Origin of the sequence: Dactylosporangium sp. CA-152071 (assembly GCF_050936335.1) — a bacterium.
Taxonomy (GTDB): domain Bacteria; phylum Actinomycetota; class Actinomycetes; order Mycobacteriales; family Micromonosporaceae; genus Dactylosporangium; species Dactylosporangium maewongense.
The window spans coordinates 1,515,592-1,540,726 of the sequence record NZ_JBNJMZ010000001.1 but is presented as its reverse complement, the minus strand read 5'-3'; the positions used below and the strand labels follow the sequence as shown (position 1 = coordinate 1,540,726).

Below are 25,135 nucleotides of genomic sequence, written 5' to 3'. Positions count from 1 at the left end.
ACGGCGGCGAGGTCGGCGGACAGGAGCCGGTTGATGTGGTTGACCGAGTGCTCCAGGTGCAGGCAGACCTGGTTGAGCTGGTGGTAGGCGTGCTGGCTCAGCTGCGGCTCGGGCGTGGTTTCAGCAGAGACCCAGATCGATGTCCGGTCACTCGTCGTTCGCGCCGGGTGCGGTCCTGGGAGGCGGTCGGCGAGTCTGGGTGGGGTTGTCGACGGTTGTCAGTTCGAGCGGGATGGTGAACCGCAGCGTCGTGCCCTGGCCGGGTGGACTGGTGAGCCGGCTGCTGCCACCGAGGGCGGTCACCCGGTCGTCGAGGCCGCGGATGCCGGAGCCGGCGCTCGGGTCTGCTCCGCCGACGCCGTCGTCTTCGATGCGCAGCCGCAGGGTGTGTGCGTCGGCCGTGACGGTGACGCACACGTATGAGGCGTTCGCGTGTTTGGCGGTGTTGGTGAACGCTTCGGCGATGATGTAATACGCACCGGTCTCGATGTTGGGCGGGAGTCGGGACGGTAGGTGGATGTGCAGTTCGGCAGGCACTGGTGAGCGGCGCGTCAGGGTCTTGAGTGCGGACTCGAGGCCACGTTCGGTCAGGATCGCCGGGTGGATGCCGTGGGAGAGTTCCCGGAGCTCGTCGAGGGTGCCGGCCAGGTCGGCGTTGATCGTCGCGAGCTCGTCGGCCAGCCCCGGTGGCTCGGCGGTTGTCCGGGCCTGGAGCTGGCGCAAGCCCAGGAGAAGCGCGAGGAGCCGTTGTTGGGTGCCGTCATGCAGGTCGCGTTCGACCTTGCGGCGGGCCTGGTCGCTGGCTTCGACGATGCGGACGCTCGCGGCAGCCAGGTCGGCGCGGGCCTGGAGGTTCGCGACGGCCAGGCCGGCGAGATCGGTGAACGCGGCGGTCCGCGGGGCGTCGTCCGGACTCAGCTGTTCGTCGCTTGAGGCCATGACGATCAGCACCCCCCACAGGTTGCCCTGGACCACGATGGGCGCGCCCACGGAAACCTTGATCCCGTACTGGGACAGGAACGGGTCGGCGACGCAGGTTCCCTCGCCGACGCGGGTCCAGCATGGCCGCTGTTCGGCGTAGACATGCACGGCTGCTCCGTGCGGTGGCAGGATCGTGCGGGTGCCGACCGCCACGGGTATGTCATGCGGGCTGCACGCCGCGACGACGGTCGCCGCACCGTCCAGCTCGTACCGCAACAGCATCGTCAGGTCGGCTCCCAGGAGTTCTCTGACCTCGTCGGTGACCGCGCTGAACACGGTCTGCGGCGGCGATGCGCGGGCCACCAGGGTCGCGATCCGCCGCAGGGCGCGCTGCTCGGCCACAAACCGGTTGAGGTCGTCACGGTGGCTTTCCAACGACGTGGCCATGGTGTTGAACGAACGTTGCAGGCTGCCGATCTCGTGCGGACCGTCTTCAGGCATCCGGGTGGACAGGGCGCCGCCGGCCAATTGATCGGCCATCCCGGCCGCCGCGCGCACCGGTCGAACGATCCCGCGGTTCACGAGCGTTGCGAACATCAGCATGACAAGCACGGAGCCGGCCAGGCCGGCGCCGGCCACGGCCCGTGCCCACACGGTGGCAACGTCGGCGCCGGCCGCCTGTCGGGCCGCGGCCCGCAACTCGATGGCGTGGAACTGCGCGAATCCGGCATGGATCTCATCGAGACGCTGCTGGCTGTCGACCAGATGGACCGGGTCAGACGCTGGGCCGCCGGGGTGGACCCCGACCACCACCGGTGCGGACTCATCACTCATGTACGCGGTGATCTCCTGGTTGAGGAGCTGGACGCGGGCCTGCTGCCGCGGATCTCCCAGGACGGAGCCGGCGAGTTGGGTGGTCTGTTGCGGGATCGCCGTACGAGCCTGTTCCCACGACTGCATGAACCGTGGATCGTGGGTGATGATGTAGCCGCGTTCAGCGCTCGCCACCGCGAGCACGGAGGACTGCAGCTGCCCAGCGCTGATGAGCGCGGCCTGCGAGCTGCGTGCCGATCGAACCTCCTGATCCAGCTTCGCCACCGCGGTCAGCATCACGGCCAGGATCGCGCTCAACGCCACCGCGAACACCGTGCACAGCACGACCACCTGGCGGGTGAGCCCGGCGCCGAGGAGTCCCGACCAGGACGGCCGATGCCCGAAACCCCACCCGTGTACCTTCACCGCAGATCTCCATCCAGCACACCGCCGCCGGAGACGGGTAGTGCGCCAGCTGGGAGGCGATGACATCGCATGGTCGAGCTAAGACAGTCCTGCTCGGATCAAGCGTACTGCCGCAAATGCTGCTTTTTAGCGCCGTACCGAGGCGATTGACGTCGCTACGGGCCTGGTGGCGGGATGCCGGGAACTGGTATGGCCGCCTGGCCGGATCGGCCAACGTGCAGGTCCGTTGCCAGCGGACACGGCATGCTGCAGCTATCGAGGATGCGGGTCTGAGCTGTGGAGCGTCATTGTGCGAGTGACGCTGGCTCCTTTGAATCGCACGTCCACCCGGACTTGGGTGATGGATTCGCGTGACGGGCGTTGAAACGTCGCGTACCGAATCATTGCTGTGTCGGCGGTGCCGCCGCCGTTGGCGGTGCTTCGACATTCCGTCCAGCGTTCCCCCGGCAGCCGGGCGGCCAATGCGACGGTCGGCCTGGCTGCCGGGGTTGTCAAGCTGAGCGGGTCGGCACCTTCGACCCATCAGGGACACGAGCAGCGTCTCTCCCAGGGCGATGACCGGACAGATCCACACCCGCATCTCGTCATCGGCGATGAGAAGATCGGCTTCGCCGTATGCGCCAGTGTCTGCCATGACCTCGCGTCCCTGAGCCGTTGCGGGCTGGCCGATGTCGCAGTTTACGGTCATTGTGGCGCTGAACGCTACGAACCGGTAGCGCCCAGGAGGCCGGTCAGCAGTCCGTGGTCCTGCGTACCGTCACCGCCGTGCAGGGCGGGCGTCGCCGCGGCCGGGTTCAAGGCCACCAGCAGCTTCGGCGGCCATGTCGCTGCGCCCTGCTCCGTCACATTCCACCACTTGACTGGTCGGCCTCCACACCCTGCCGGCCTTGGCCGCCCATGGGTAGCTTCACGTTGACGGACGTGCCGGAGCCGGTCGGGCTGGTCAGTGTCAATGTGCCGCCGAGCGCCTCGACGCGGTCGCGTAGGCCGGCCAGGCCGGAGTCCTGGTTCGGGTCCGCGCGGGCGGTGCCGTCGTCGTGGACGGTCACGGTGAGGATCTCGCCGGGCGCTGATTCGTCCATCGCCGGCTCGTCGGCGATGACGTCGATCTTCACGGAGACCTCCGAGACGTCGGCGTGGTTGGCCGAGTTGGCGAGCGCCTCCGAGATCACGTGGTAGGCGGCGACCTCGACGTTGCCGGGCAGGCGATGGTTCAGCCCGCCGTGCACCGCCACCGGGACCGCGCTGCGGCGGGCGAGCGCCTTGACCGCGGGGACCAGTCCGCCCTGGGAGAGCAGCGCCGGATGGATACCGCGGACGATCCGCTGAAGGTTGTCGAAGGCGGCGGACAGCCCTGCGGAGGTGTCCGCCAACCGGGACCGTACCTCGCCGAACTCCTTGGGGATCATGGCCTCGGCGAAGCGCAGCTCCAGCCCGAGTGAGATGAGCCGCTGCTGGACTGTGTCGTGCAGTTCGCGTTCGATGCCGCGGCGTGCCTCGTCCGCGGCGTGGACGAGCCGGGCCCGCGACGCGGTGAGCTCCGCCCGGCTCTCGGTGTTGGCGATCGCGGTCGCGACGAGCTCGGTGAACTTCGCAAGCTCATGCTCGATGCCGAGCGGCGGCGGGCCGGCCCGCCGCCATAGGGCGATGACGACGCCCCAGACCCGGCCCTCGACGACGATCGGCGCGCCGACCGAGGCGTGCATGCCCTCCGCGTGGGCGAGCTCGGCCAGCGGGCCGCTGCGGCCCTCATACGAGTCGATGCGGGTCGGACGGGAGCCGTGCAGCACCAGCTCCGCGACGCCACCGGCGAAGTCAACCTGTTTGCCCAGCATCGACTGGGATCCTGGCGCTCTGTTGTACTCGGCGACGCCGGTCACCGTCCTGGGACCGTCCCAGCGCCAGACCCGCGTGGCGTCCGCGTCGAACAGGTCGGCCGCCTCGGTGGCGACCGCTGCGACGATCTCGGCGAAGGCGACGCCGTTGGCCACCAGCACTGCCACCCGGCGTAACGCCGCCTGCTGGGTGAGGAGCGCCTGCTGCCCGGCCCGGCTCGCCTGCAAGGATCGACCGGCCCGCAGCACGGTCGCCAGCCCGGGCACCACCCCGTCCCGCAGACGCCGCAGGACACGGTCCGGGACGTCTCCGGGGACGACGAGCGCGCCCGGGTCCAACGGCAGCTGGATCTGGCCCTCGCGCCGCGGTACCGGGTCAGGCTCGATCGCCGCATACGGCAGCCGCATGGCGTACGCGATCCGATCGGAGGCTTCCGGAAGTACAGCGCGCACATCGTCGGCGCCGAGGATGAGCCGGGTCATCTCGGCGACCGCGTCGGCGTCCCGTTTCCGTTCGATGGACTCGAGCGCCCGCGCGCGGGCCAGCTGCGCCAGCGAACCGGAGACCGTGGCGACCATGAGGTACACCGAAAGCCCGAGCCAGTCCCGCCAGTCCCCGGTCTGGAAACGCCCGATCGGCGGGGTGTGGAAGTAGTCGAACGCGAGCGCGCTGACGATCGACGTCGCCACACCCGCCCACAGGCCCCACACCGTGGAGACGACGAGGACACCAGGCAGGTAGACGAGAGCCAGGGCCTCCATCGGAGCAACCTGCCGCAACGGGACGACCAGCAGGGTCTCCACGACGGTGAACCCCGCGCCGACTACGATCCCTACGGCGGCTGACGGCTGGCTGACCCGCACCAGCCATGACGCTAGGCGTCCGTGCATCAATCGACCCTCTTGTCGAACACATCGGTTCCGGCATGGCTGGGCAGGCGGAGCCGGTCGAGCAGAGGCAACCAATCGATGCTAGGGCGGCAGGCATCGAACGCCGGACTCCTGGCGGCCCGGGCGCAGCGAATCACCCCAAAATTCACCTCGGATGCGGCGCATCACCGGGCCTGCCGGTCGCGATCCTGGCCTTCTTCGCGGTCGTCGGAACGCTCCACACCATGTTGGAGTAGCCGGTGGTGGGCCTGAAGTCGTACGGCGCCAGGCGCACCCGCTTCAACGGCCCCGTCTTCGCCGTTCACCCGCAGATGTCCGCCGAGGACATGGCCACGTCCCACTTCCGAGGCCCACAGGACATGGAGGTCCGCACCGACGGATGGGTCCGACATCGAGCGCCTCGGCGGGTCCGCACGTCAGGGCCGCTTCAGGGCCGATCCCCCCGGCGGAATCAACCGGTCCCGTGATCGCTCACAGCGAGCCTTCACGGTTTCGCGAGTCGCAACACCGACACGCCGGAATCGACCGCCGGGAAACGGTGATCAATACAGTGCAGGCATGTTCGACAACCGCAAGGTCCGCAAGAACGGGCTCGCCGCGCAGGCGCTGGTGCTGTCCGCCAAGGAACACTCCAGGTTCAGCTCGAACGAGAAGCCCCGCTACGACTTCGCGCTGGAGGTCCGGCCGCACGACCGCGCACCGTTCCAGGCGCACGTCCGGCAAGCGTTCTACATCGCCGAACGCAAGCCGGTCGAGGCGGAGGTGGTGCGGGTGAAGTACGACCCCGCCACGCTGAAGGTCGTCTTCGACCTCGAGGGCGACCCGCGGTTCGACCTCGAGGCGATGCAGCGGCGCACCGCCCAGATCAACTGGGAGACTCACCGCCGCGGCGGGCCGGGTTCGCCGTCCTGACGACTCAGCGCGCGACGGGCCCGGCTGGCACACCCGGTGCCGCGGGTACGCCGGACGGTAGGGAACCTCAGATGCCGCAGGTGAAGCGGAACCGTTCCCAATCGCCGATGCGGGTGGCGTCGGAGTGGATCGTGTCGGTGACGCGGCCGCCGGAGTCACGGCGGTGAGGTAGTGGCCGTTGACGGTCTGGATGGCGTATGCGCCGCCGCCGAGCGCGACCGGGGCCAGCGAGGTGACGGCTGACGGTGCCGACCACAAAGCCGGCGGTTGCCGATGTCGACGTCGTCGAGCAGCAGGATAGCCGCCGGAGGCCGCCGGCGATCAGTGCGCTACCGCCGGGCAGCAGCGGTTCGCTGGCGTGCCGATTCGTACAGCACGACCGTCGCGGCGGTCGCCGCGTTCAGGGAGCTGGCGGACCCGAACATCGGAATCCGGACGAACTGGTCGCAGGCCGCACGCCAGCCGGAGCTGAGGCCGGTGGTCTCGTTACCGACCAACGTCAGCGTGGCTTGCGTGAAGTCGTACTCGGCGGCGGCCAGGGCGCCGCGCTCATCGGTTCCCACGATGCTCATGCCGATGCCGTCGGCGCGGACGTCAGTCACCCAGGACAGAACGGCCTGGTGTGAGGGCATCTGGACCACGGGCAAGGCGAACAGCGAGCCGGTGCTCGCCCGGACGGCCTTCGGGTCGTATACGTCGGCGGCGTGCCCGGTGATGATGACACCGGAGGCGCCGAAGGCGTCCGCGGACCGAACGAGGGTCCCGATATTGCCGGGGCTGGTGGGCCGATCGAACACGACGGTGAGCATGGTCGGCCCGACCGGGATACGGCGCAGGTCGTCCTCCGGCATCGCGGCCACAGCCAGCAGCTCTGGAACTGTGTCTACCTTTTCGCCTAGTTCCTGCATCAGTTCAGGGGAGACGGCGATCTTCTCGGCCCGGACCGTGTCCAGGGCCTTGCGTGCCCAGCGGGACAGCTGAGCGCTGGTGTCGTAGAGCAGCTCTCGGATCTGCCAGCCGTGTTCGATGGCCATGGTGATCGGGCGTACGCCCTGCACGAGGAACTCGCCGCGACGCTGCCGCTTGGTCCGATTGCCGAGGAGAGCCTGCCATTGCTGGAACCGCGCATTGCGGCCACTCACCCGCAGACCCATCGCCAACCCCGCCTCCGTCGCTCGTCGCCCACCCATGCCCTGCCTGGTGCCTGCTGCGCCTGCCATGTCTACCCGGCTCTGCAGTTGGTGCCGTCCCCGTCCAGACCGGGGGTGTCGTGTCCGAGGCCGCGACGGATCGCGATCTCTACGGGTGAGTACGCGCCGTCGGTCCGCTCCAGTTCGTACGGTGCAGCCGGCATCAGCGCTGGCTGGGCCATGAAGCGCGGCCGCACCCCATGGTGCGGTTGCGCCGCGTGTACCAGGAATGGATGGCACAGGAAGACGTCGCCTGGGGACCCGGTGGCGAGGACGAGTGGCCGGTGGTCGGACGCCGCCACCAGATCGGGCGCAATGGCCAGCCCGCTCGCTCCGTCCTCCCCGTACTTCTCCAGCACCTTCGGTACGTCGAGGTGTGACCCGACCCTGATCCGGGTCGGGGCGTCCTCCTCGCCGACCTCGCTGAACAGGAACAGCATCAGCAGCGCCCGGCCCCGTGAGCGCACATTTGTGAAGTACCAGCTCTCGCCCTCCGGCAGATAGCTCCCCTCGATGTGCCAGCCCGCGTCGTCCGGCTCCATTTCGTGCGGGAAGCGCAGCGGGAACGTGCCCAGTGAATAGCGCGGCTCCCAGCGTCCCGCGCCGACGAGCAGGTCGTACGCGTGATGGAGGAACGGGGAGTTGGGTGCGGCGGCGAACGGCCCCTGCGCCATGCCGGATACCCAGTGCACGGGCTGCGTCCACGTTGCCGGATCGTCCGGTTCGCAGCCCGTCTCGCGCCATAGCAGCCGCGCGCAGTCCGCAGCCACACGCGGCGCGACGGCGCCCTTCACCTTCACGAAGCCGTCGCGAAGAAAGCGGGATACCAAGGTTGTGTCATCCACGCCCCCATCGTGCGGCGACATCGGTCCCGATCACCCGACACTTTCCGCACCGCTTTTATCGGATGTGCCGCAACAGCGAAGGCGCACGATCGGATCGGACCACAGCGATCGGGCGTGACCGGTGTGCCTTCGACCAAGGTTGATGCCAGAAGGAGGCTTGATGATCTCGGCGCTCAACCGACTCGCCGACGTCGACCGAGGCGTTCGGGCGGGCATTCCGGGCGGTCATCGGCGCTGGCCCTGGTGATGTGCGCCGCGACGGAGACCCCTTCGCACAACCACAATTCAAGTTCCGCCTGACCGTCGAAGGGAACGAACACATGGACACCCGCATCGTCGACCATCCCGCGTTCCGGCTCGTGGGGCACGCCGCCCGTGTGCCGCTGATCCACCAAGGCGTCAACCCGCATATCCAGCAGCACATCACCGCACTGCCGACAGAGGAGCACCTGCGCTTGAAGGCCCTCGGCAACGCTGAGCCGAGCGGCCTGCTCGCGGTCAGCGACGATCTCGACCCCGACTACACCGAGGGCAGTGAGCTGACCTACCTTCACGGGGTCGCCGTGTCCCCGGATACGCCGGTCCCCGGCGGCCTCGACATCATCGAGGTCCCGGCCGGCAGATGGGTTGTCATCCGGGACGCGGGACCGTATCCGCAGACCCTGCAGAAGACCTGGGCCACGGCCGCAGCCGAGTGGTTCCCCTCCAACCCGTGGCGACTGCGGCCAGGTCCGGAGATCGTCGCGGTGCTCGAGCCTACGAACGGCTTCAGCACCGCAGCCCGTGAGCTCTGGCTGCCCGTCGAACCGGCGTAGCGACCTGGCGGGCATCCAGCCGCAGCCGGGTGTGGGTGGGGACCCGTCACGGTCGCAGCCGTGGCTGGCGGGAGTGAGGTTACAGCGGGCGACGGTGACGACGCCGGCGCTGGCGGCTCGGATTGGGGTGCGGCGGGTTGCGCCGAGGGCCACGCCGTGGTGGCTGGGTCGTTGCGTGGTTCTGAACCCCGACACGATGGGGGCCTCGACAGGCGTGACCTATCGGCACGGCGGTGTGCCGGTGGTAGGAGTCCTCTTCCTGGCGAGGGGTGAGGCATCCGTAGTGCGCGGGCACCAGGGCAGTGACGCCGACCAACAGGAATGTGCACAGCAGTACACGACATCGTCGCGGCGCCCGACGGTCCGTGCTATGCCTGACCTGGCTACGCGCCGGCACCGATCGGGTCGCCCGGGCGGGCCGGCTGCGCGTTGATCCGGCGGTCGTCCAGCAGTTCGCGCACGAGTGCGGCCGGGCCACCCAGATAGGTCGACGTGAGGTCGATCTCGGTGGCGACGCACCAGGAGTGGTCGTCGGGCCACCACAGGTTGGGACTCTGCTCCCACGACAGATCCCACAGTGCCCGCGCGGCGTCGAGCCCGCCGCGGTACAGCGCGAAGGAACGAGATGGCATCTGGATCCTCGCCGGTGGAGGGGTGAGCCACGCCGGTGGATCAGCACTGCCGTCGCTGGTCAGCGCGGTCATCGCGGGAGGCCCATGCAGCCAGGCGTACCCGTCCCAGATGGCAAACCAACACGATCCCGGTTCGGGTGCGTGCCGCGGGAGCACCTCGAGGAGCGCGTCCAGTTGCGGCCGGTCGAGTGTACCGGCGTCCGGATGGCGGATCCGCGCGTATGCCGCGAACGCCTCGGGAACCAGGCTGCCGACATCCTGGGCGAACGGATGCAGTCTCTCGACGATCCACCGCGCCGCTGCGACGTCCTCGGACCACTGCACGCCAGGTCACCCCCTCGTTATTACTCCTCCGTGGTGCGGAATCCCCAGCTGGCGCTCACCACCGCATTGTCGCGGGCACTGGCTGGACGGCTGGAAACCGGAACGTACCACTCAGCACAAAGCACGATCACCGGGAGTGCCGAACTATTCGTGAGGCGAACCAGCGCCCCGTCCTGATCGTTTTTCAGACGGCACTCCGTTTCCGGGACGGCAGGCGACGACAGTTCGTCCGGGCACGCAATTGCGTGCGGTTCGGATGTCGGCACTCCGTTGTCGTCGAGCGCGCCTTGGAAGAGGCGGACATCGACCGCGGTCGGGTGCGACTGCGTTGGTAGCCGTTCGTCGAGCCGTAGCCGCGCTGCTCCCACCCATACCACCGGCTGCGGTAGAGCGTCACGTCGACGTGCGCCCCGAGCCCGGAGCACACGGTGCGGGCGACAACATTGATCGAACCGTTGACGTGGCTGGAGGAATGCGGCCGATCGGTCTGACCGTAGCAGCCGGGCGCCAGTGCCGGCGACACGCTCCCGCCACTTCCGAGCGCACTCTTGTCGGGTGCAATGAAAGGCTTTCCATCGGCGGTGCGGGACTTCGATGTCGGCGACCAGTGATCCGGCGACGCGCTTGCCGGAGAAACGGTCGCAAAGACACCGATGAGTCCACCGACCGACGGTTCCTGCACAGCAAGGACCGACCGGACTCGTCGGCTGGTCCTGGTGGCAGACGACGCGACGCTCAGACGCAGACGGCGTCGAGCGCCTTCTTGAGGGCGGCGGGCTCAGTGGGTGTCATCGGCGCCCTCACGGACCGTCGGGAGCCACTCGTCCTCTTCCTCCTGGACGTGGTGGGTGACGTTCTCGATGAGCATGGTGACCTTCGCGTCGAAGTGCTCGTCGTCGGGGTTCATGGTGAACAGCTCCAAGCACAGCACATCGGCGACGTGATGTTGCTCGTACGACTCCAGCACGTCCTTCGGTCAGTACCTCGAGGATCTCCTGGGCGATCTTCGACCTGCGCTCCGCAGCACCGTCTTGCGCGGCCCGGAACTCCTTGAACAGCCGCTTGACGTGCCTGTGGTCGTCGTTGAGCATCACGATCGCGTCGGTCGACATCGCCACTCCCTGTGCGTACGGACGGGATGATTGCGGTCCGGGCACTCTCCTGTTGAGCTGCGCAGACGCGGATTCATCCGATCCCGGTGAGAGCCGACTCCGCGGCGTGGCCCGGGCTTGGACCACGCCGCGGTGGGTAACGGAAGACCATGACTGCTAGCGCGATCGAGGTCCAGCGCTATCTCGGCGACGTGGACTACCCGACGGACAAACAGCACCTCGTCGAGCAGGCTCGCGACCACGGTGCCAACGAAAATGTCATGCGGACCCTCCGGGACCTTTCCCGCGAGCGGTTCGCCTCACCGAACGATGTCACCCAGGCGATCAGCGAACCGTCGAAGGCGCGCGACATCGTGGAGATCCTGCTCGCCAGGCACACCGAGATCAAGCAGATGTTCACGCGCGTCAGCTCCGCTCAGGGGAAGCAGAAGGAGGAGCTGTTCCACGATCTGGTCAGGATGCTGGCTGTGCACGAGAACGCCGAGGAAGTGGTCGTACATCCGGCGGCGCGTGACCTGATTCCCAACGGCAAGAAGGTGGTCGGCGAACGGCTTCAGGAGGAGTCCGAGGCCAAGCGGGCGCTCGCTGACCTCTACGACCTAGGTATCGATCATCCCGAGTTCGACCAGCACCTGCGCGTTCTGGCCGAGTCGGTGGTGACCCATGCCATGGAGGAGGAGCAACAAGAGTTCTCGCAGCTGCGTCAGCGCGCCGACATTGACCGGCTGCGCCGGATGGCGACCGCGTTCGAGGCGGCCGAGGCGGTCGTGCCGACACGCCCGCATCCGGCGGCCGGGGAGTCCGCGGTCGTCAATCTGATGGTCGGCCCGCCGACCGCGGTGTTCGACAAGATCCGCGACGCGATGCGCGACTGGCGTGAGCGCACGGGCGAGGGATGAACGATTCAGCCTGTGACAGAGCGGCATGACAGAGCCGGCGCAGCGCTTCAGGCGCCGGCACCTGGCCGGCGGTGCGTTGTACCAGGTCGATGAGCCGTTCGGTGCCGAACAGCTCGCCGGTGCGGTCCCTGGCTTCGGTGATGCCGTCGGTGAAGAGCAGCGGCCGGTCACCCCGCTCGAGCATCTCCTCGGCGATCTCGACCTGCGAGTCGTCGAGCCCCAGGGGCATCCGACGGCCACTCACAAGGCTGCGGACCACTTTGCCGTGCCGGATCAGTAACGGCTGCGGATGGCCGGCGTTGATATAGCGCTGACACCCACTGGCGAGGTCGAGCTCGGCGAGGACCGCTGTGGTGACCGCAGTCCGGCCAGGTGCTCTTCGAGCGCCTGGTCGGCGGCCCGAGCCATGGCGTCCAATCCGGCACCGGCCCGCCGGGCGGCCCGGATTGCCGACATCACCACCGTGGTGCCGAGGCCGGCGCGTAGCTCGTGCCCTGCCGTGTCGAAGATGGCGAAGAACAGCAACGGGTCGTTGAGCGCGTACCGACGAGGTGACCGAACAGCTCGCAGCCGTACGTGACGTCGTCATCGGGGGAAGGTTACCGGGTTACGGTCGTTCTGACCGCCGCCACCGGGCGGGGTACGCGAACGGCAGGCCGCCCAGCAGCAGGCGGCCGAGGCGGAACGCCGCCACGAGCAGGCCTGTGAGCTCATCAACGCGCTGCAACGCGATCTGCTGCCCGCCGGAGTGCTGGTGCTGCCCCAGATGCGGTTCGCGGCCAGTTGCCTGTACGCCGAGTACGGTCGGCTCCTTCGCATCAGGTGTTGTCGGTGTCGCCGGTCAGTCGTTGTCCAATCGAGCGGGTGTTCACACGTCAGGCAGGTGCGAGCGCGTACTGCTGATGGCCGTGGCCTGACCGGCACGGGTGTTCGGGTCTGTACGCCCGGCTGGCATACAGGTCCTCGCCCACCTCGCGGCGTGCGTGCCCCAGGCTGAGTGACCTCTCGCCGGGCCTGTCGCCGCGCGCGGGTCGGCGTCGCCACTTCGGATTCCTCGATCGCGGTGCTGTGCCGTCGCGGTGATGGCTGTCGTTGTGTTCGACCTGCGGGACGGATCACGCCGGGTTAGGCTGGCCGCCTACTGCGGATCAACGGAGCGTGCATGGGCCCTGATCAACAGCCCGCGCCCTCGCCGGACAGCGGGCCACGCCTCGCGATTACCTCCGCCACGCCTGGCGAGGCAGGCGCCGTGGTGTTGACGGTCGTCGGTAGCCTCGACTTCTACACCGCGGCGGCGTTCATCACGGCGGTGCGGGAGGCATTCGATGCCGGTGCCAACGTGGTGCGGGTGGATCTGGGCGGGGTCGGGTTCTGTGACTCGTCCGGGCTCGCCGTTCTGGTCCGCGCGCACAAGGCCGCGCAGCGCGACGGCCGCCGCTTCACGATCTGCAGTCCGGGTCATGTCCTCAATCGCATGTTCGCGCTGACCGCGCTGGACACCGTCCTCGACATCGCTTCCGCCCCGAACGGCGAAGCCAATTCCGGGTCCTGAGCGCGCTCAGGGCGCGGTGGTACCGGGAAGGCGGACGGTGCCGAGCCAGAACTGGTTGATCTGGCGCACGATGGCGACGAACTCCTGATAATCGGCGGGTTTGGTGACGTAGGCGTTGCCGTGGGTGTCGTAGCAGGCGACGACGTCCTCGATCGCGCTGGACGTGGTGAGCACGACGACGGGAATGCTGGCCACGGTCGCGTCGGCCTTGATGGTGCGCAGGACCTCGCGGCCGTCGACGCGGGGCAGGTTGAGGTCGAGCAGGATGAAGTCCGGGCGGGGCGCGTCGGTGTAGTCGCCGCGCCGGTACAGGAAGTCGAGGGCTTGTTCGCCGTCGCGGGCGACGTGCAGCTGGCTGTCCTGGGCGTCGTCGCCGAACGCCTCGCGGGCCATGAGCTCGTCACCGGGGTCGTCCTCGACGAGCAGGATCTGCGCGGTGAGCGCCTGACCGGTGGGTGTCTGAGCCGGGGTCACGGGTGGTCCCTTCATCGAGCATGCCGCGTGCGCGCCGTCTGCGCGTTGAACGATGGAGAGAGCCCTGCTGTGATCGCCGCCCGCGCGGCGCGGCAGTTTCGAGCCGGCGCAACTGTACGCGCACCCGGTCGATCAACCAGCGCCACGCCAGGGCACGCTGCCGGTCAACGTCCGGGTTCAGCCGGCCAGAAGGTGAGTCCGCAGCGTGTCGAGGGTGCTGCGCAGTAGCCGGGAGACGTGCATCTGGGAGATCCCGAGCTCGGCGGCGATCTGCGATTGGCTGCAGCTACCGAAGAACCGCATGGTGACGATGACCCGCTCCCGCTCCGGAAGGGCGGCCAGCAGCGGCTTCAGCGCCTCGCGGGCCTCGACCTGCTCGATGCCGGGGTCGGCGCCGCCGATGTAGGCGCCGAGGTCGGTGTACTCGCCGTCGCAGTCGCCGCCGGCTGGGGCGTCCAGGGACAGGGTGCGGTACGCGTGGGCGGCGTCGAGGCCTTCGATGACGTCTTCCTCGCTGCAGCCGAGCCGGTCGGCGAGGTCAGCGACCGTCGGGGACCGGCCGAGGGACTGGGTGAGTTCCTCGCTGACGCGGCCGATCCGCAGCCGGATCTCCTGGGTGCGGCGCGGGACCCGCATGTCCCAGCAGCGGTCCCGGAAGTGCCGTTTGAGCTCGCCGGTGATCGTGGGGATGGCGTAGGCGGTGAACCCGACCCCGCGGGAGGGGTCGAACCCGTCGACGGACTTGACCAGTCCGACGCCGGCGACCTGGACGAGGTCGTCGAAGGGTTCGCCGTGGTTGCGGAACCGCTGGGTGAGGTAGCGCGCGAGGGGCAGGTACAGCTCGACGATCCGGCCCCTGATGCGGGACCGATCCGGGCTGCCCGCGGGCAGGTCGGCGAGCAGGGACAGCAGCGACATGACGAGCGGGGCGGTCGTGGTCGCGGTCCGCGACTCGCAGGTGTGGCGGCGGCTGCGCCGGCCGATCCCCGCCGCGGTGCTGAGCGCCGCGGTCACCGTCGCCGTGGCAGTGGTCGCGATGGGCGTGCGGGGGCGGCGGTGAGCGGCATCGTGGGCAAGCTGGCGTACAAGCCGGTCGGGTTGCTACTCGGGGCGGCCGTCGACCGGGGCGGGGCGGTCGCGGTGCGCCGCACCACCGGCTCCTGGCCCACCTGAGCACCGCCCGCCGGCCCGGGCAGCGGGCAGGACCAACGCCGGGAGCCGGGTCCACTCCGGCAGGTCGCCGGGCGGGTGGTGACGTTCGCGGCGGGACTTGCCGTCGGGTACGTGCTGGGCCTCGGGCCGGACGTGAGCGGTACGAGCAGCTCACCGCGCACGCCCGCCAGCTGCGGACCAATCCGACCCTCGACCAACTCGAAGCTGCGGCTGCCGACCTCATCAACAACCGGCGCGGCACGGACACCGCACCGGCCGCAACTCCGCCGGATGTGGCACCGGGCAGCGCTAGCGTCGCCTCACCGGCTATGCCCTGACGCCTGACCGTTTCCCCGGCGGCAACCGGTCCTGTGACCTCCGGAGGCAGCTCATGCCCCGGCGCCGCCGGGCAACGCGTCCACGATGGTGAAGACACGATCGAGGGCGGTCATCCGGAAGACCCGCAGCAGCCGCTCGTGCGGGACGACGAGCGCCAGCCGCCCGCCGGCCTCGTCCTGTAAACGCTTGTGCACGCCGACGAAGACGCTCAGCGTGGTGGAGTCCAGGAAACCCACACCGGTCAGATCAACGGTCAGCGCCGTCGCACCGTCGTCCAGACGGGCGTGCAGGAACTGGCGTAGTTCGGGGCTGGTGGCGACGTCGAGCTCACCGGTCACCGCCACCACGGTCGGCGATCCTGCCGGAGAAGCCACGGACAGCTGCATGACGGGCTCCCAACGGCCAATGGCGGACGGCACATCGTAGCTCCCACGTCCGGCGGCCGCCTGGATCGCTGCGGGACTTGAGCGCGTCGCGTGGTGACGGTGTTCAGGGCCGGCCGTCACCACGCGTCAGGCGTCTCGCGTCACCGCGGTCGATCGAGCGGTACGGTCACGCTCCTTCACCACCACGCAGTACGCGTTTCTTGAGGGTCACCGGTACCAGCGAGTTGAGCCTGCAGGCAGGTGCGGTGCGTCAGGTGGACGGCTGGTACGGCTGGGCGGCCAGCAGCCGCGCGAGGTGGGCGGCGTTGGCGGCGAGGGTCTTCGTCGCCGCACCGGTCGTGTCCGGCTTCGGGCCGGCGTCGGCGTAGTCCACCTTCTGCATGGCCTCACCGACCCAGTACGTGCCGCCGGCCGCCGGGATCGTGAAGCCGACGTCGTTGAGGGCCTGGAACACCTCGGCGGTCACGTGGTGTGCGCCGTCCTCGTTGCCCACCACCGCGACCGTTGCGACCTTGCCGTAGGTGAGTAGTCTGCCCTGCTCGTCGGTCTCGGACAGTTCGGCGTCGAGCCGCTCGAGGACCACCTTGCACACCGACGCGGGCTGTCCCATCCAGATCGGCGTGCCGATCACCAGGATCTGCGCGTCGAGCAGCTTCGCGCGGATCCGCGGCCAGGCGTCGCCGCCGCCTTCATCGGTCGAGACGCCGAACCGGACGTCGTGGTCAACGACCCGGATCACCTCGCCGTCGACATCGTGATCGGCGAGCGCGGCCAGGACCTCACGGCCGAGTAGCTCCGAACTCGACGGGGCCGGAGACTTCTTCAGCGAACAGACCAGGACCAGGGCACGCAACGACGACATGATCCCGTCCGTACCCTGCACTACCGGCGTCGAACCTTCCGCCTTTGATACCGGTCGAGCTGCGAAGCGCCGACTGGCCTGGACTCCGGTGAGCCGCGCCGAAGACCAGGCCGAGGGAGTGCCCGGCCAGCCGGCGCCAGAGTCCAGCCCGCCGTCCGGCAGCGTCTGCCGTGGACGCCTGAGCCTGCGACATGTTCATTCCCAGACCGCCATGCCGGCGATGCGCCGCACCCCGTCCTGCGCAGTACTTGCGAGGTCACAGCGGAATGTCGAGCCACACGTCCTTGCCATCGTCCGGGCCGGTCGACACACCCCAGTCGACGGCCAGCCGCCCGAACAGCACAGTGCCGCGGCCGCGCTCACTGACCGCGTCGGCGGCAGGCGGGCGCCACGGCCGCACCGGCGCCGGGTCATGCACGACGATGTGCAGCACCCTGCCGGTGCAGCAGACCGCCACCCGCTCGACACCACCGGCGTGCTGCAACGCGTTGGCCGTGAGCTCACCGAGCAGCAGCTCGGCATCGTCGAGCAGGCACGGCCGGAGCGGTCCGTCGAGCAGGCCCGGGACAACGCGCCTCAGCCAGGCGCGGGCCTCCGCGGACACAGCGACATCGTCGCAGCGCGCGGGACTCCACCGGGCCTCCCGCCCGTGCTCCTCAACCATCGTCGCCTCCTCACCACGCCCCCTCGTCCATCCGTTACCCGAATCAGGTGCGGCTATCCGACGAACGATCCGTGTGGACAAAGCCGGTCCGACCGACCGGATGAGCGCGTTTGCTCAGCGCAGCGCGTTGCCCGCGCGCCACCACGCAGGAAGTCAACGTCGGTGCATAAACTCAAGATGAACGGGTACGCCGAATATGCGGGTCACAACGAGCAGGGTGACCAGTAGCAGATGTTGCGGGTGGCGCCGCGACGGCGCTTTGGATGCAGCTCCACCGTCACCGTGGAGAGCCAGAAGGCCGACGTCACCGTCACCGCGATCGCGCTCACGAAGAGCAGTAGCATCCCGTGGCTATCTTGGCGGTGTGCGCCGCTACCACCTACGAGACCGCGTCGCCGGCCTCGACCCGGTGCGCGACCACGCTGAGATCGTCCGTCTGCTCATGTTCCACGAGTTCCCGTGGGATGTGCGCATGGCCGGACGCCTGATGATCTGGCACCTGTACGCCAACCCGCCCGTCGCCGCCGCGGTCGGCCACACCGACGCCCTGCTGGAACGGGCCGAGATCACGTCGCTGACCTTCGGCGACCTCGTCGAGCACGGCCTGGACTCCCCGCGGGGCCGGGAGATCCTGCGATGGGTCAACCGCAGCCACCGCGGTACCCCGGCGACCGCCGAGCACAACGCGTTCGCGCTCGCCGCCCTGGCGGTGACGCTGACCCGCTGGCTGGACCGCTTCGGCTGGCGGCCGCTCACCCCGGGCGAGCGCACCGCGCTGGCCGTGTTCTACGCGGAGCTCGGCCGGCGGATGGGCGTGCGCGCCCTGCCCCGTTCACCGGACGAGCTGGCCCGCGAGCTGGAGCGGGCCGAGGCCGGCTTCGCCTTCAGCGAGGCCGGTCAGCTGTGTAGCCAACGCACGCTGGCGATGGCGAGGTCCCGGGTCCGGCCGTGGCTGCGCCCGCTGGTCCGCCCGGTCGTGGCCGCCCTGCTGGCCCCGGGCACCCGAGCCGCCGTGGGCCTGCGCCCGCCGCCCCGGCCCGTGCGGGCCGCTGTGCACGCGGCCCTGCTCGCCCGCCGCTGGGTGGTGCGCCTTCTGCCGCCCCGGGCGACGCCTACCACCCCGCGAACCCGGCGCCGCCTGGCCGACCAGACGCCGGCGTAGGAGTGCAGGCCGTTGGCGACCGGCTTCCGGCCGGCGCGGTGGGACGTCAGGTCGCGGGTTGTGGTCCGCGGCGCGTCGACGGGACGGTCCGTGACGCGATACCGGCCAGAGATCGGCGGGGCCATGCCGCCGGCATCGGAGGATGCAGCGCGCCGGCGGCTGGGGTTGAGGCTAGCCTGCGGCATGCAACTGGCGGCTGTCATGGTCGGCGAAGGGATGACGGGTGGCGCAGGGCGATTGGGTGCCTGATGAACTGGATCTGCCGTGGCTGACCCAGTTCGACGTGCGGACGCTCGTGGCGGGTGTCCCGGCCGGTCCGGTGGGCGCGGACGACCCGGTGTGGGAGACGTTGCATGACAACGGGCTGCTGCCGTCCAGGGTTCGTGATGCCATCGAAGGTCTGCGGGGTAGCAGCCCCGCCACCATGGCTGAGGCGCTCGTCGATCTTGGATGGACAGTCTGCAGTGATGGCAACACGAGCGCGTCGGGTGCCTTCGTCGTGCCGATGTTGATCCGTGCCGCGGCGGATACGTCTGCTCAATCGCGGGCTGACGCGCTGCAACTCGTTGGTGACCTGGCCCGCGTGTTTACCCTCAACATGGAGATGCGGCCGTCGATGCTTTGGGTGATGCAGCCGATGCCGGTCTACGATTCCAGTGGCTATCTGGAGAACTGGGCGGTTGAGGCCGCGCGGATGATGGTCGGGCGCGACACGGATCTGCTGGTTGAGTTGCTGGACGACGACGATCCCGACGTCCGAGGTCGCGCGGCCTACGTGTTGGTCACCGCGTTGCCGGTCGATGGGGACCTGGTCGAGATCCTGCGGTTACGACTTACGGCCGAGACCGTTGCGTCGGTGAGGATGATTCTTGTCATCTGTATTGCGCAACACCTCAGGGAACTGGACCAGGTTCCAGAGGCGCTGGCATGGTCGCGGGCGAACTGGTCGGATCGCGCTTCGCCGCTGGAGATCCGGCTCGGTGGTGTGATCGCCTGGCTCAATCTCACCGACGAGGCCGTGCCGCCGGAGTTGCGGAAGGTGTTGAGTGAACTGCCGATGCCGGCTGTCCGAGAGCTGTCGGAGCAACTTCCGTGGATCTGGTGGCTCAACTACCAGACCGATGGGATCGCGAATTGGTGGCAGCGGTTGATCCAGTGACCTGAGTGCTGCTACGCAGGGTGATCCCACCCGGCCCCGCCGTGACCCGAGGCGTGCACGTGGAACGCGGTGCCCGCACAGATTCGGCGTCACCGAGACTTGCAACGGACCGACAAGGTTCAGCAGCCCAGCCCGGGGGATCTCTGCGTTCAGAGTCGACGCAACCGCCGATCGAGCCGCCGCACGCTGTCGGCGGTCACGTGATTCCCTGGTCTGGGCTCAAGTAGTGGGAGCTCTCCCGTGACTGGTCGAGGATCAGCAGTCCTGGGTGGGTTGTCCATCGCCGTACGGGATCGGCGGTGTTTGTTGTTGTTTGTCGCTGTAGCTCATGAGGTCGGAGCGCCGCTCTGATGAAGAGGGCCTGCCGCCCGAGATGGGGTGGCTGACCAGCTGGCGAGGAGTTTGAGTCGGTCTTCGGACGCGGTGCCGGGTTCGGCGGTGTAGATGATCAGGTTGTGCACGGCTCGGCTGGACAGGGGTAGGTCGAGGTGCTGGAAGGCCAGTTCCAGGTGGCCGACCTCGGGGTGCTGGAGTCGTTTGATGCCGTCGTGGCGGATCAGGACGTCGTGCGCGGCCCATTGGTCGCGGAACTCGGGGCTGAGGGTGGACAGCTCGCCGATGAGGTCGCGCAGCGCCCGGTCGCGGGGCTCGCGAGCGGCCTCGGCGCGCAGCAGAGCGGCGGTGGCGTTGCCGGCGGCGTCCCAGTCGACGAAGAAGTCGTGTGCGCCAGGGTCGAGGAAGATGAAGCGGGCGATGTTGGGGCGGCCGCGCTTGTCGATGGTGGCGCTGTCGAACATCGGTGCGTACAGGGCTCGGGCCAGGGGGTTGCTGGCTATGACGTCCGTGCGGCCGCTGCGCACGAACGCCGAGGACATCGTCATGGAGTCAAGCAGCCACTGGACTCGGGGCGGGACCTCGACGTCCCGGCGACGCGATGGCGTGCGACTCCCGGCCCGCGATGACTGGGCCAGGTCGAACAGGTAGGTGCGTTCGTCGTCGTCCAGCCGCAGGGCGCGGGCGACCGCGTCGAGGACGTCGTCGGACACGCCGGCGATGTGACCCTTTTCCAGCCGCGTGTACCACTCTGTGCTCACGCCGGCGAGGACGGCGACCTCCTCGCGCCGCAGCCCGGCGACCCGGCGACGGGCGCTGGTCGGCAGCCCGGCCTGTGCCGGGGTGATCTTGGCGCGTCGGCCGGCGAGGAAGTCCCGGATCTCGCCGCGGTTTCCGGGCTGCTGGTCCATGTCCGTCACCGTATCCGCCGGTCACGGCGCGAGGGGGGTAGAGGTTGTACCCCCACAAACGCGACCTTCTCCGGTACCGGCGATCGCGGTCTTCTGGGACCGAACGCGTAACGGAGGTAGGGGACATGACGAGCAAGACGCTGACAGCGCCGGCGGTGGCGCTGGGCACGTGGGCCTGGGGAGACAGCGGCGAGGCGGGCGACGGCTACTTCGGCAGCCAGCTGACCGCGTCCGGCCTGCGCGAGGCCGTCGAGAAGGCGCAAGCGAACGGGTTCACCTTGTGGGACACCGCGGTGGTGTACGGCATGGGTCACTCGGAGACGGTCCTCGCTCAGGCGCTGAAGGGCTACGCCCGCAGCGAGTACCAGCTGTCGACGAAGTTCACCCCGCAGGCCGCGGGCGACGGCGACGATCCGGTCGCGGAGATGCTGGAACAGAGCCTCGAACGATTGGGCACGGACTATGTGGATCTGTACTGGATCCACAACCCCGCCGACGTGGCCCGCTGGACGCCGCCGCTGATTCCGCTGCTGCGGAGCGGCAAGATCAAGCATGTCGGCGTCTCGAACCACAACATGAAGGAGATCGCTCTCGCCGACCAGATCCTCGGCGAGGCCGGCTTTCGCGTGGAGGCGGTCCAGAACCACTACAGTCTCCTGTACCGCGGCTCCGAGCGCGCGGGCATTCTCGATCACTGCCGCGAGCACGACGTGCGGTTCTTTGCCTACATGGTCCTCGAGCAGGGATCGCTGACCGGCAGGTACGGCCCAGCCCATCCGCTGCCCGCGGGCAGTAACCGGGCGGCCGCGTACAACGGCATCCTGCCCAAACTCCAGGCGCTGACGGACAGGATGCGGGCGATCGGCGGGGCCCGGGGCGCGTCCGCCGCCGACGTCGCCACCGCCTGGGCCATCGCCAAGGGGACCACCCCGATCATCGGCGTCACGAAGGCGAGTTACATCGACGGGTTGGTCCGAGCTCGCGGCCTCGAGCTCGCCGACGAGGAGATCGCGGAGCTGGAGGCGCTGGCGGACGCCGCGGACGTCGACACGCGCGGCTGGTGGGAGCACGAGATGTAGCAAGCACTCTCTCCGCCCGTGTGGAGAAGGCGCTTCGCTGAGCCGGCACAGGGGTCGGGTCGTCTTCGGCCCGTCCCCCGCTCGGCTGCGTCGACTCGCGGAACCAGGTGCCTGTCGGTTCAGTTGCGTCAAGCGGCTGCTCACGAGGCGCCGTCGGGTCGTCGAACTGCTGATTTGGCCAGTCCACGACCTGGACGCCATCACTGGGGATGCGTGCCGTGGAGGAGCCGGGTGCGGGAGCGGCCTGGGCTGTGGTTGGTGGTGCCGGTTCGGTGGGCTGCAGTACCACCAGAGCTACGGCAAGTGGACGTTCCTCTCGCCCAACGCTGACGTCGCGAGCCCCAGCCAGTACTACGCTGCGACATCCTCCAACGCGCTCGCGGCGAACACGTGGGTGCATCTGGTCGGGGTGTTCGACGCCAACACCAAGCGGCAGTCGCTGTACGTCAACAACGTGCGCGGCACCGACAGCACCAACCCGACCCCGTTCGAGTCGGCCACCGGCACGACCATCGGCGGCGTGACGACAACGGTCGCCTCGGACCACTTCAACGGTTCCATCGACAACGTCCAGATGTACCAGCGGGCGCTGTCCGACCAGGAGGTGCAGCGGCTCTACAACACCGGACGCTCCGGCACCGACACCGCCGCGACCGGCGAGCTCAAGACGACGTACACCCTCGACAACCGTGGCCTGACGACCGCGGTGCTCGACCCGAACGGCAACACCACCGACTACGAGTACGACGCCGCCGGCAGCCTCACCAAGACCATCGCCCCGTCGGTGAGCACCGAGGTGTACAACACGACAGCGGTGCAGGTCCGACCGACGACGACCATCGGCTACAACGCCTTCGGTGAGCCCGTCGAGCACCAGGATCCGCTCGGCAATGTCACGCAGGCGCGGTACGACGCGGCTGGTCGGGTGTGGAAGACGATCCTGCTGTCGTACACGCCGCCGGGCGGGGCGCCGATCGTCGATGCCAGCAGCACGGTCGTGTACGACAAGCTGGGCCGCACGACGTCGGCGACGGATCCGCGGAACAAGACGACGTCGTACGAGTACGACACGCTCGGCAACGTCACGAAGGTGACCGGGCCGACCGGGAAGATCACCACGGCGCAGTACGACGCGGTCGGTGATCTCCTCGAGGCGGTCGCCCCGACCGGTGCGAAGATCACCGCGACGTACGACTACCTGGGCCGGAAGCTGACCAGCACGCAGGTGGTGCGGCAGCCGTCGCCGGTGTCGAACACGACCACGTATGACTACGGCACCGGCGTGTACGGGGACGAGGAGCCGGCGGCCGGTCCGTGGCTGCGGAAGGTCATGTCGCCGGGTGGTGTGGCGGCGGAGATGACGTACAACACCCTCGGTGAGGTGCTGACGCAGAAGGACGGTGCCGGCAACGTCACCAGTACCGCCTACGACGGTCTCGGCCGGCCGGTCCTCGTCACGAACCCGGACAACACGAAGACCAGCACGGTGTATGACGGCGCCGGGTGGGTGGTGCAGGCGTCGCAGCTCGACGCGGCGAACGCGGTGCTGACGACGCGTTCGGCGTCGTACGACAACAACGGCAACCTGGTCACGGCGACGGACGCGCGTGGGCACACGACGACGTTCACGTACAACCCGCTCGACCAGATCGTGGGCGAGTCGCAGCCGGTGACGTCGACGCTGTCGACCAACACGTCATTCGGGTACGACGCCGCGGGCAACCGGACCCGGTTCACCGACGGGCGCGGCAACAAGTTCTGGAGCACGTACAACACGTGGGGTCTGCCCGAGTCGCAGATCGAGCCGTCCACGACCGCGCACACGGCGTTGGCGGACCGCAAGGCGACGAACGTGTACGACCTCGGCGGGCGGCTGACCTCCCAGCAACTGCAGTCCGGCGTTCAGATCGACTACGCCTACGACGACCTGGGCCAGGTGACCGGGCAGACCGGTAGCGGCACCGCCGTGCCGACGGCGGCGCGGACGTTCGGGTACGACGACGCAGGCCGGATCACGTCGCTGTCGGTGCCGGGTGGCACGAACACGATCAGCTACGACGACCGTGGCCTGCCGTTGAGCATCACCGGGCCGGCGGACAACACGTCGTACACGTACAACAGCGACGGCAACCTGACGTCGCGAGCCGCGCACTGTCGGCGGCAGATGTGGGCAGGTGGCTGTGCAGCGGCGCCCGTCGATCAACTCAGGCCCGACGAGGACCGCCACGCGATCCCTTGGCAGCCGGTTTGAGGTCCTACCTCGGCAGGCTCTTCATGCACACTCGTATCGGACGTCCGCCCGGCCCGTCCATACGCAGGTCCGTGTTGGTCTGCGGCCAGGCACCGCAGGGGATCCGGCCTGCCTTGTCGTCCTCGATGTCCTCGACGCCGAGGACGACATGGTCGGCGTCGCCGTCATCGCAGCTGACCACCGCCAAGCGCACGAGCTGGACGCAGTCACCGGCCTTGAACCGTTCGCGGTGGTGGCGCAGCAGCACGCCGGTGGCCATCGCGGCGACGACGACCACCGACGTGACCACCAGCAGCACCTTGAGTCTCGGCACCGCCGAAGAGTACTGGTCGGACGAGCTGCCGACATCGAAGAGGTCGCCCTCCTGGTCGGCAAGGGTGGTCCACTGTGCACTGGGTCAGGGCGCGGGGCTGTCAGTTGGCGAGCTGATCGCGGCAATTCCGCACATTCGATCATGGTGTTGGTGCTTGGGGGTCACGCTCGCCAATCGTTGGAGGGAGCGGTGATGGAGGGATGTGTCCTGCCAGGCGCAGGGACGCGTGGGCTGACGTAGCCAGGTTTCACCGACCTTGCCCTCGTCGCAGGGCGACGAACCGAGCCCTATATGCTCGCGCCGCTTCGATGACAACGGGGAGGTACGAAGCGGTGCGGATTTTCATGGTTGCAGGGGTTGCCGCGGCGGTGCTGGCACTGGGCGCAGGGTGTGCGGACGAGGGCGGGGCGACCGATGCGGGGGCGTCCGCGGCGGCCACGACTGCAGCGGCGTCGCCGTCGGTGGCGGGTGGGGAGGCCGCTTGCGAGCCGATCAAGGCGTTGCAGGTGCAGTACTTCGACAAGGTCATCGCCGCGCTGCAGAAGGCTGGGCAGGCCGCCCAGAGCGGTGACTCAGCCGGCGGCGCCGCGGCACTCGCGGACGCCCGGAAGCTTGCCACCGAGTGGGCCGGCAAGCTCGAGCCGGTGGCGGGCCAGGTCAGTGACCCGGAGTTGAGATCGGCAGTGTCGCAGTTCCTGGGTCAGCTCAAGCAGTTCGGCACCGGCCAGGCGAACATCGCCCAGATCCAGACGGCCGCGCCGGCCCTGACCTCCGTGCTGCTCAAGGTGTGCCCGTAGGGCTGACCAATCTGGTCGGGTGCGCGCAAATCAAGCAGTTCAGCGCGCCGGTCGCCGCGTGACCTCATCACGCGGCGTAACGGACG

The 25,135-nt window shown here is 68.9% G+C and carries 26 protein-coding genes; 10 read left to right on the top strand and 16 right to left on the bottom strand.

The window, feature by feature from the left end:
- Positions 1-147: 147 nt before the first annotated feature.
- Both ACQEVZ_RS06510 and ACQEVZ_RS06505 read right to left on the bottom strand, forming a co-directional pair.
- The gene (locus ACQEVZ_RS06510; protein WP_433362624.1) at positions 148-2,226 is read right to left on the bottom strand and encodes a CHASE3 domain-containing protein; all 2,079 of its coding nucleotides are present in this window, start codon (positions 2,224-2,226) and stop codon (positions 148-150) included.
- Between the two features lie 776 nt (positions 2,227-3,002).
- Entirely contained in the window at positions 3,003-4,886 is a 1,884-nt protein-coding gene (locus ACQEVZ_RS06505; protein WP_433362621.1) for a sensor histidine kinase, read from the bottom strand.
- Between the two features lie 558 nt (positions 4,887-5,444).
- On the opposite strand from ACQEVZ_RS06505, the gene ACQEVZ_RS06500 reads away from it, so the two are divergent.
- Positions 5,445-5,798, top strand: coding sequence for a hypothetical protein (locus ACQEVZ_RS06500; RefSeq protein WP_344513522.1), 354 nt, complete (start codon positions 5,445-5,447; stop codon positions 5,796-5,798).
- A 329-nt stretch (positions 5,799-6,127) separates the two neighbouring features.
- Here the strand turns inward: ACQEVZ_RS06500 and ACQEVZ_RS06495 are convergent, their stop codons facing one another.
- Entirely contained in the window at positions 6,128-6,958 is an 831-nt protein-coding gene (locus ACQEVZ_RS06495) for a TrmH family RNA methyltransferase (RefSeq protein WP_433362617.1), read from the bottom strand.
- A 62-nt stretch (positions 6,959-7,020) separates the two neighbouring features.
- A complete protein-coding gene (locus ACQEVZ_RS06490; RefSeq protein WP_433362614.1) occupies positions 7,021-7,833 on the bottom strand; it encodes a phytanoyl-CoA dioxygenase family protein in 813 nt (270 codons plus the stop codon).
- Positions 7,834-8,153: 320 nt separating this feature from the next.
- Here ACQEVZ_RS06490 and ACQEVZ_RS06485 point away from each other — a divergent pair, with 320 nt between their 5' ends.
- Positions 8,154-8,648, top strand: coding sequence for a GyrI-like domain-containing protein (locus ACQEVZ_RS06485; protein ID WP_433362611.1), 495 nt, complete (start codon positions 8,154-8,156; stop codon positions 8,646-8,648).
- A 383-nt stretch (positions 8,649-9,031) separates the two neighbouring features.
- Here ACQEVZ_RS06485 and ACQEVZ_RS06480 read toward each other — a convergent pair whose 3' ends face one another.
- Entirely contained in the window at positions 9,032-9,280 is a 249-nt protein-coding gene (locus ACQEVZ_RS06480; RefSeq protein WP_433362608.1) for a hypothetical protein, read from the bottom strand.
- Between the two features lie 1,102 nt (positions 9,281-10,382).
- Positions 10,383-10,571: a hypothetical protein gene (locus ACQEVZ_RS06475; RefSeq protein ID WP_433362606.1), complete on the bottom strand. Its 189-nt coding sequence runs from the start codon at positions 10,569-10,571 to the stop codon at positions 10,383-10,385.
- 294 nt (positions 10,572-10,865) lie between these two features.
- On the opposite strand from ACQEVZ_RS06475, the gene ACQEVZ_RS06470 reads away from it, so the two are divergent.
- The gene (locus ACQEVZ_RS06470; RefSeq protein ID WP_433362603.1) at positions 10,866-11,615 is read left to right on the top strand and encodes a DUF2795 domain-containing protein; all 750 of its coding nucleotides are present in this window, start codon (positions 10,866-10,868) and stop codon (positions 11,613-11,615) included.
- On the opposite strand, the gene ACQEVZ_RS06465 is transcribed toward ACQEVZ_RS06470, so the two are convergent.
- The gene (locus tag ACQEVZ_RS06465; protein WP_433376649.1) at positions 11,527-11,919 is read right to left on the bottom strand and encodes a PP2C family protein-serine/threonine phosphatase; all 393 of its coding nucleotides are present in this window, start codon (positions 11,917-11,919) and stop codon (positions 11,527-11,529) included. The two genes, ACQEVZ_RS06470 and ACQEVZ_RS06465, sit on opposite strands and share 89 nt — an antisense overlap.
- The gene (locus ACQEVZ_RS06460) at positions 11,889-12,140 is read right to left on the bottom strand and encodes a SpoIIE family protein phosphatase (protein ID WP_433362600.1); all 252 of its coding nucleotides are present in this window, start codon (positions 12,138-12,140) and stop codon (positions 11,889-11,891) included. Before ACQEVZ_RS06460 ends, ACQEVZ_RS06465 begins: the two co-directional genes overlap by 31 nt.
- A gap of 637 nt (positions 12,141-12,777) precedes the next feature.
- On the opposite strand from ACQEVZ_RS06460, the gene ACQEVZ_RS06455 reads away from it, so the two are divergent.
- On the top strand, positions 12,778-13,167 hold the full coding sequence (locus ACQEVZ_RS06455; RefSeq protein ID WP_433362597.1) for an STAS domain-containing protein: 390 nt from the start codon (positions 12,778-12,780) through the stop codon (positions 13,165-13,167).
- 6 nt (positions 13,168-13,173) lie between these two features.
- Here the strand turns inward: ACQEVZ_RS06455 and ACQEVZ_RS06450 are convergent, their stop codons facing one another.
- Together ACQEVZ_RS06450 and ACQEVZ_RS06445 are read right to left on the bottom strand one after the other, a co-directional pair.
- Positions 13,174-13,641 (bottom strand): response regulator, encoded by a 468-nt coding sequence (locus ACQEVZ_RS06450; protein WP_433362594.1) that lies wholly within the window; start codon positions 13,639-13,641, stop codon positions 13,174-13,176.
- A 177-nt stretch (positions 13,642-13,818) separates the two neighbouring features.
- Entirely contained in the window at positions 13,819-14,559 is a 741-nt protein-coding gene (locus ACQEVZ_RS06445; RefSeq protein WP_433362591.1) for an RNA polymerase sigma factor SigF, read from the bottom strand.
- Here ACQEVZ_RS06445 and ACQEVZ_RS06440 point away from each other — a divergent pair.
- Positions 14,558-14,701, top strand: coding sequence for a hypothetical protein (locus tag ACQEVZ_RS06440; protein ID WP_433362588.1), 144 nt, complete (start codon positions 14,558-14,560; stop codon positions 14,699-14,701). The two genes, ACQEVZ_RS06445 and ACQEVZ_RS06440, sit on opposite strands and share 2 nt — an antisense overlap.
- Before the next feature lie 481 nt (positions 14,702-15,182).
- Here the strand turns inward: ACQEVZ_RS06440 and ACQEVZ_RS06435 are convergent, their stop codons facing one another.
- From ACQEVZ_RS06435 to ACQEVZ_RS06420, 4 genes are all read right to left on the bottom strand, one after another.
- Positions 15,183-15,518 carry an STAS domain-containing protein gene (locus ACQEVZ_RS06435; RefSeq protein ID WP_433362586.1) on the bottom strand — a complete coding sequence of 112 codons (336 nt, stop codon included), beginning with the start codon at positions 15,516-15,518 and terminating at the stop codon, positions 15,183-15,185.
- Between the two features lie 250 nt (positions 15,519-15,768).
- The gene (locus ACQEVZ_RS06430) at positions 15,769-16,380 is read right to left on the bottom strand and encodes a flavodoxin family protein (RefSeq protein ID WP_433362583.1); all 612 of its coding nucleotides are present in this window, start codon (positions 16,378-16,380) and stop codon (positions 15,769-15,771) included.
- A gap of 256 nt (positions 16,381-16,636) precedes the next feature.
- Positions 16,637-17,044, bottom strand: a complete 408-nt coding sequence (locus ACQEVZ_RS06425; protein ID WP_354894065.1) for an ATP-binding protein — start codon at positions 17,042-17,044, stop codon at positions 16,637-16,639.
- Positions 17,045-17,247: 203 nt separating this feature from the next.
- Positions 17,248-17,388 carry a hypothetical protein gene (locus tag ACQEVZ_RS06420; RefSeq protein ID WP_433362580.1) on the bottom strand — a complete coding sequence of 47 codons (141 nt, stop codon included), beginning with the start codon at positions 17,386-17,388 and terminating at the stop codon, positions 17,248-17,250.
- 20 nt (positions 17,389-17,408) lie between these two features.
- Between ACQEVZ_RS06420 and ACQEVZ_RS06415 the strand changes: the two genes are divergently transcribed.
- Together ACQEVZ_RS06415 and ACQEVZ_RS06410 are read left to right on the top strand one after the other, a co-directional pair.
- On the top strand, positions 17,409-18,206 hold the full coding sequence (locus ACQEVZ_RS06415) for an oxygenase MpaB family protein (protein WP_433362577.1): 798 nt from the start codon (positions 17,409-17,411) through the stop codon (positions 18,204-18,206).
- Between the two features lie 223 nt (positions 18,207-18,429).
- Complete coding sequence (locus tag ACQEVZ_RS06410; protein ID WP_433362574.1) at positions 18,430-19,365, top strand: hypothetical protein; 936 nt, start codon at positions 18,430-18,432, stop codon at positions 19,363-19,365.
- Between the two features lie 326 nt (positions 19,366-19,691).
- Here the strand turns inward: ACQEVZ_RS06410 and ACQEVZ_RS06405 are convergent, their stop codons facing one another.
- Entirely contained in the window at positions 19,692-20,609 is a 918-nt protein-coding gene (locus ACQEVZ_RS06405) for a helix-turn-helix transcriptional regulator (RefSeq protein WP_433362571.1), read from the bottom strand.
- A gap of 125 nt (positions 20,610-20,734) precedes the next feature.
- On the opposite strand from ACQEVZ_RS06405, the gene ACQEVZ_RS06400 reads away from it, so the two are divergent.
- Together ACQEVZ_RS06400 and ACQEVZ_RS06395 are read left to right on the top strand one after the other, a co-directional pair.
- Positions 20,735-21,688: an aldo/keto reductase gene (locus ACQEVZ_RS06400; protein ID WP_433362568.1), complete on the top strand. Its 954-nt coding sequence runs from the start codon at positions 20,735-20,737 to the stop codon at positions 21,686-21,688.
- Between the two features lie 37 nt (positions 21,689-21,725).
- A complete protein-coding gene (locus tag ACQEVZ_RS06395; RefSeq protein WP_433376646.1) occupies positions 21,726-23,939 on the top strand; it encodes a LamG-like jellyroll fold domain-containing protein in 2,214 nt (737 codons plus the stop codon).
- Between the two features lie 4 nt (positions 23,940-23,943).
- Here ACQEVZ_RS06395 and ACQEVZ_RS06390 read toward each other — a convergent pair whose 3' ends face one another.
- Positions 23,944-24,252, bottom strand: a complete 309-nt coding sequence (locus ACQEVZ_RS06390) for a hypothetical protein (RefSeq protein ID WP_433362565.1) — start codon at positions 24,250-24,252, stop codon at positions 23,944-23,946.
- A gap of 344 nt (positions 24,253-24,596) precedes the next feature.
- Here ACQEVZ_RS06390 and ACQEVZ_RS06385 point away from each other — a divergent pair, with 344 nt between their 5' ends.
- Positions 24,597-25,049, top strand: coding sequence for a hypothetical protein (locus tag ACQEVZ_RS06385; RefSeq protein ID WP_433362561.1), 453 nt, complete (start codon positions 24,597-24,599; stop codon positions 25,047-25,049).
- The last annotated feature ends 86 nt before the right edge of the window (positions 25,050-25,135 follow it).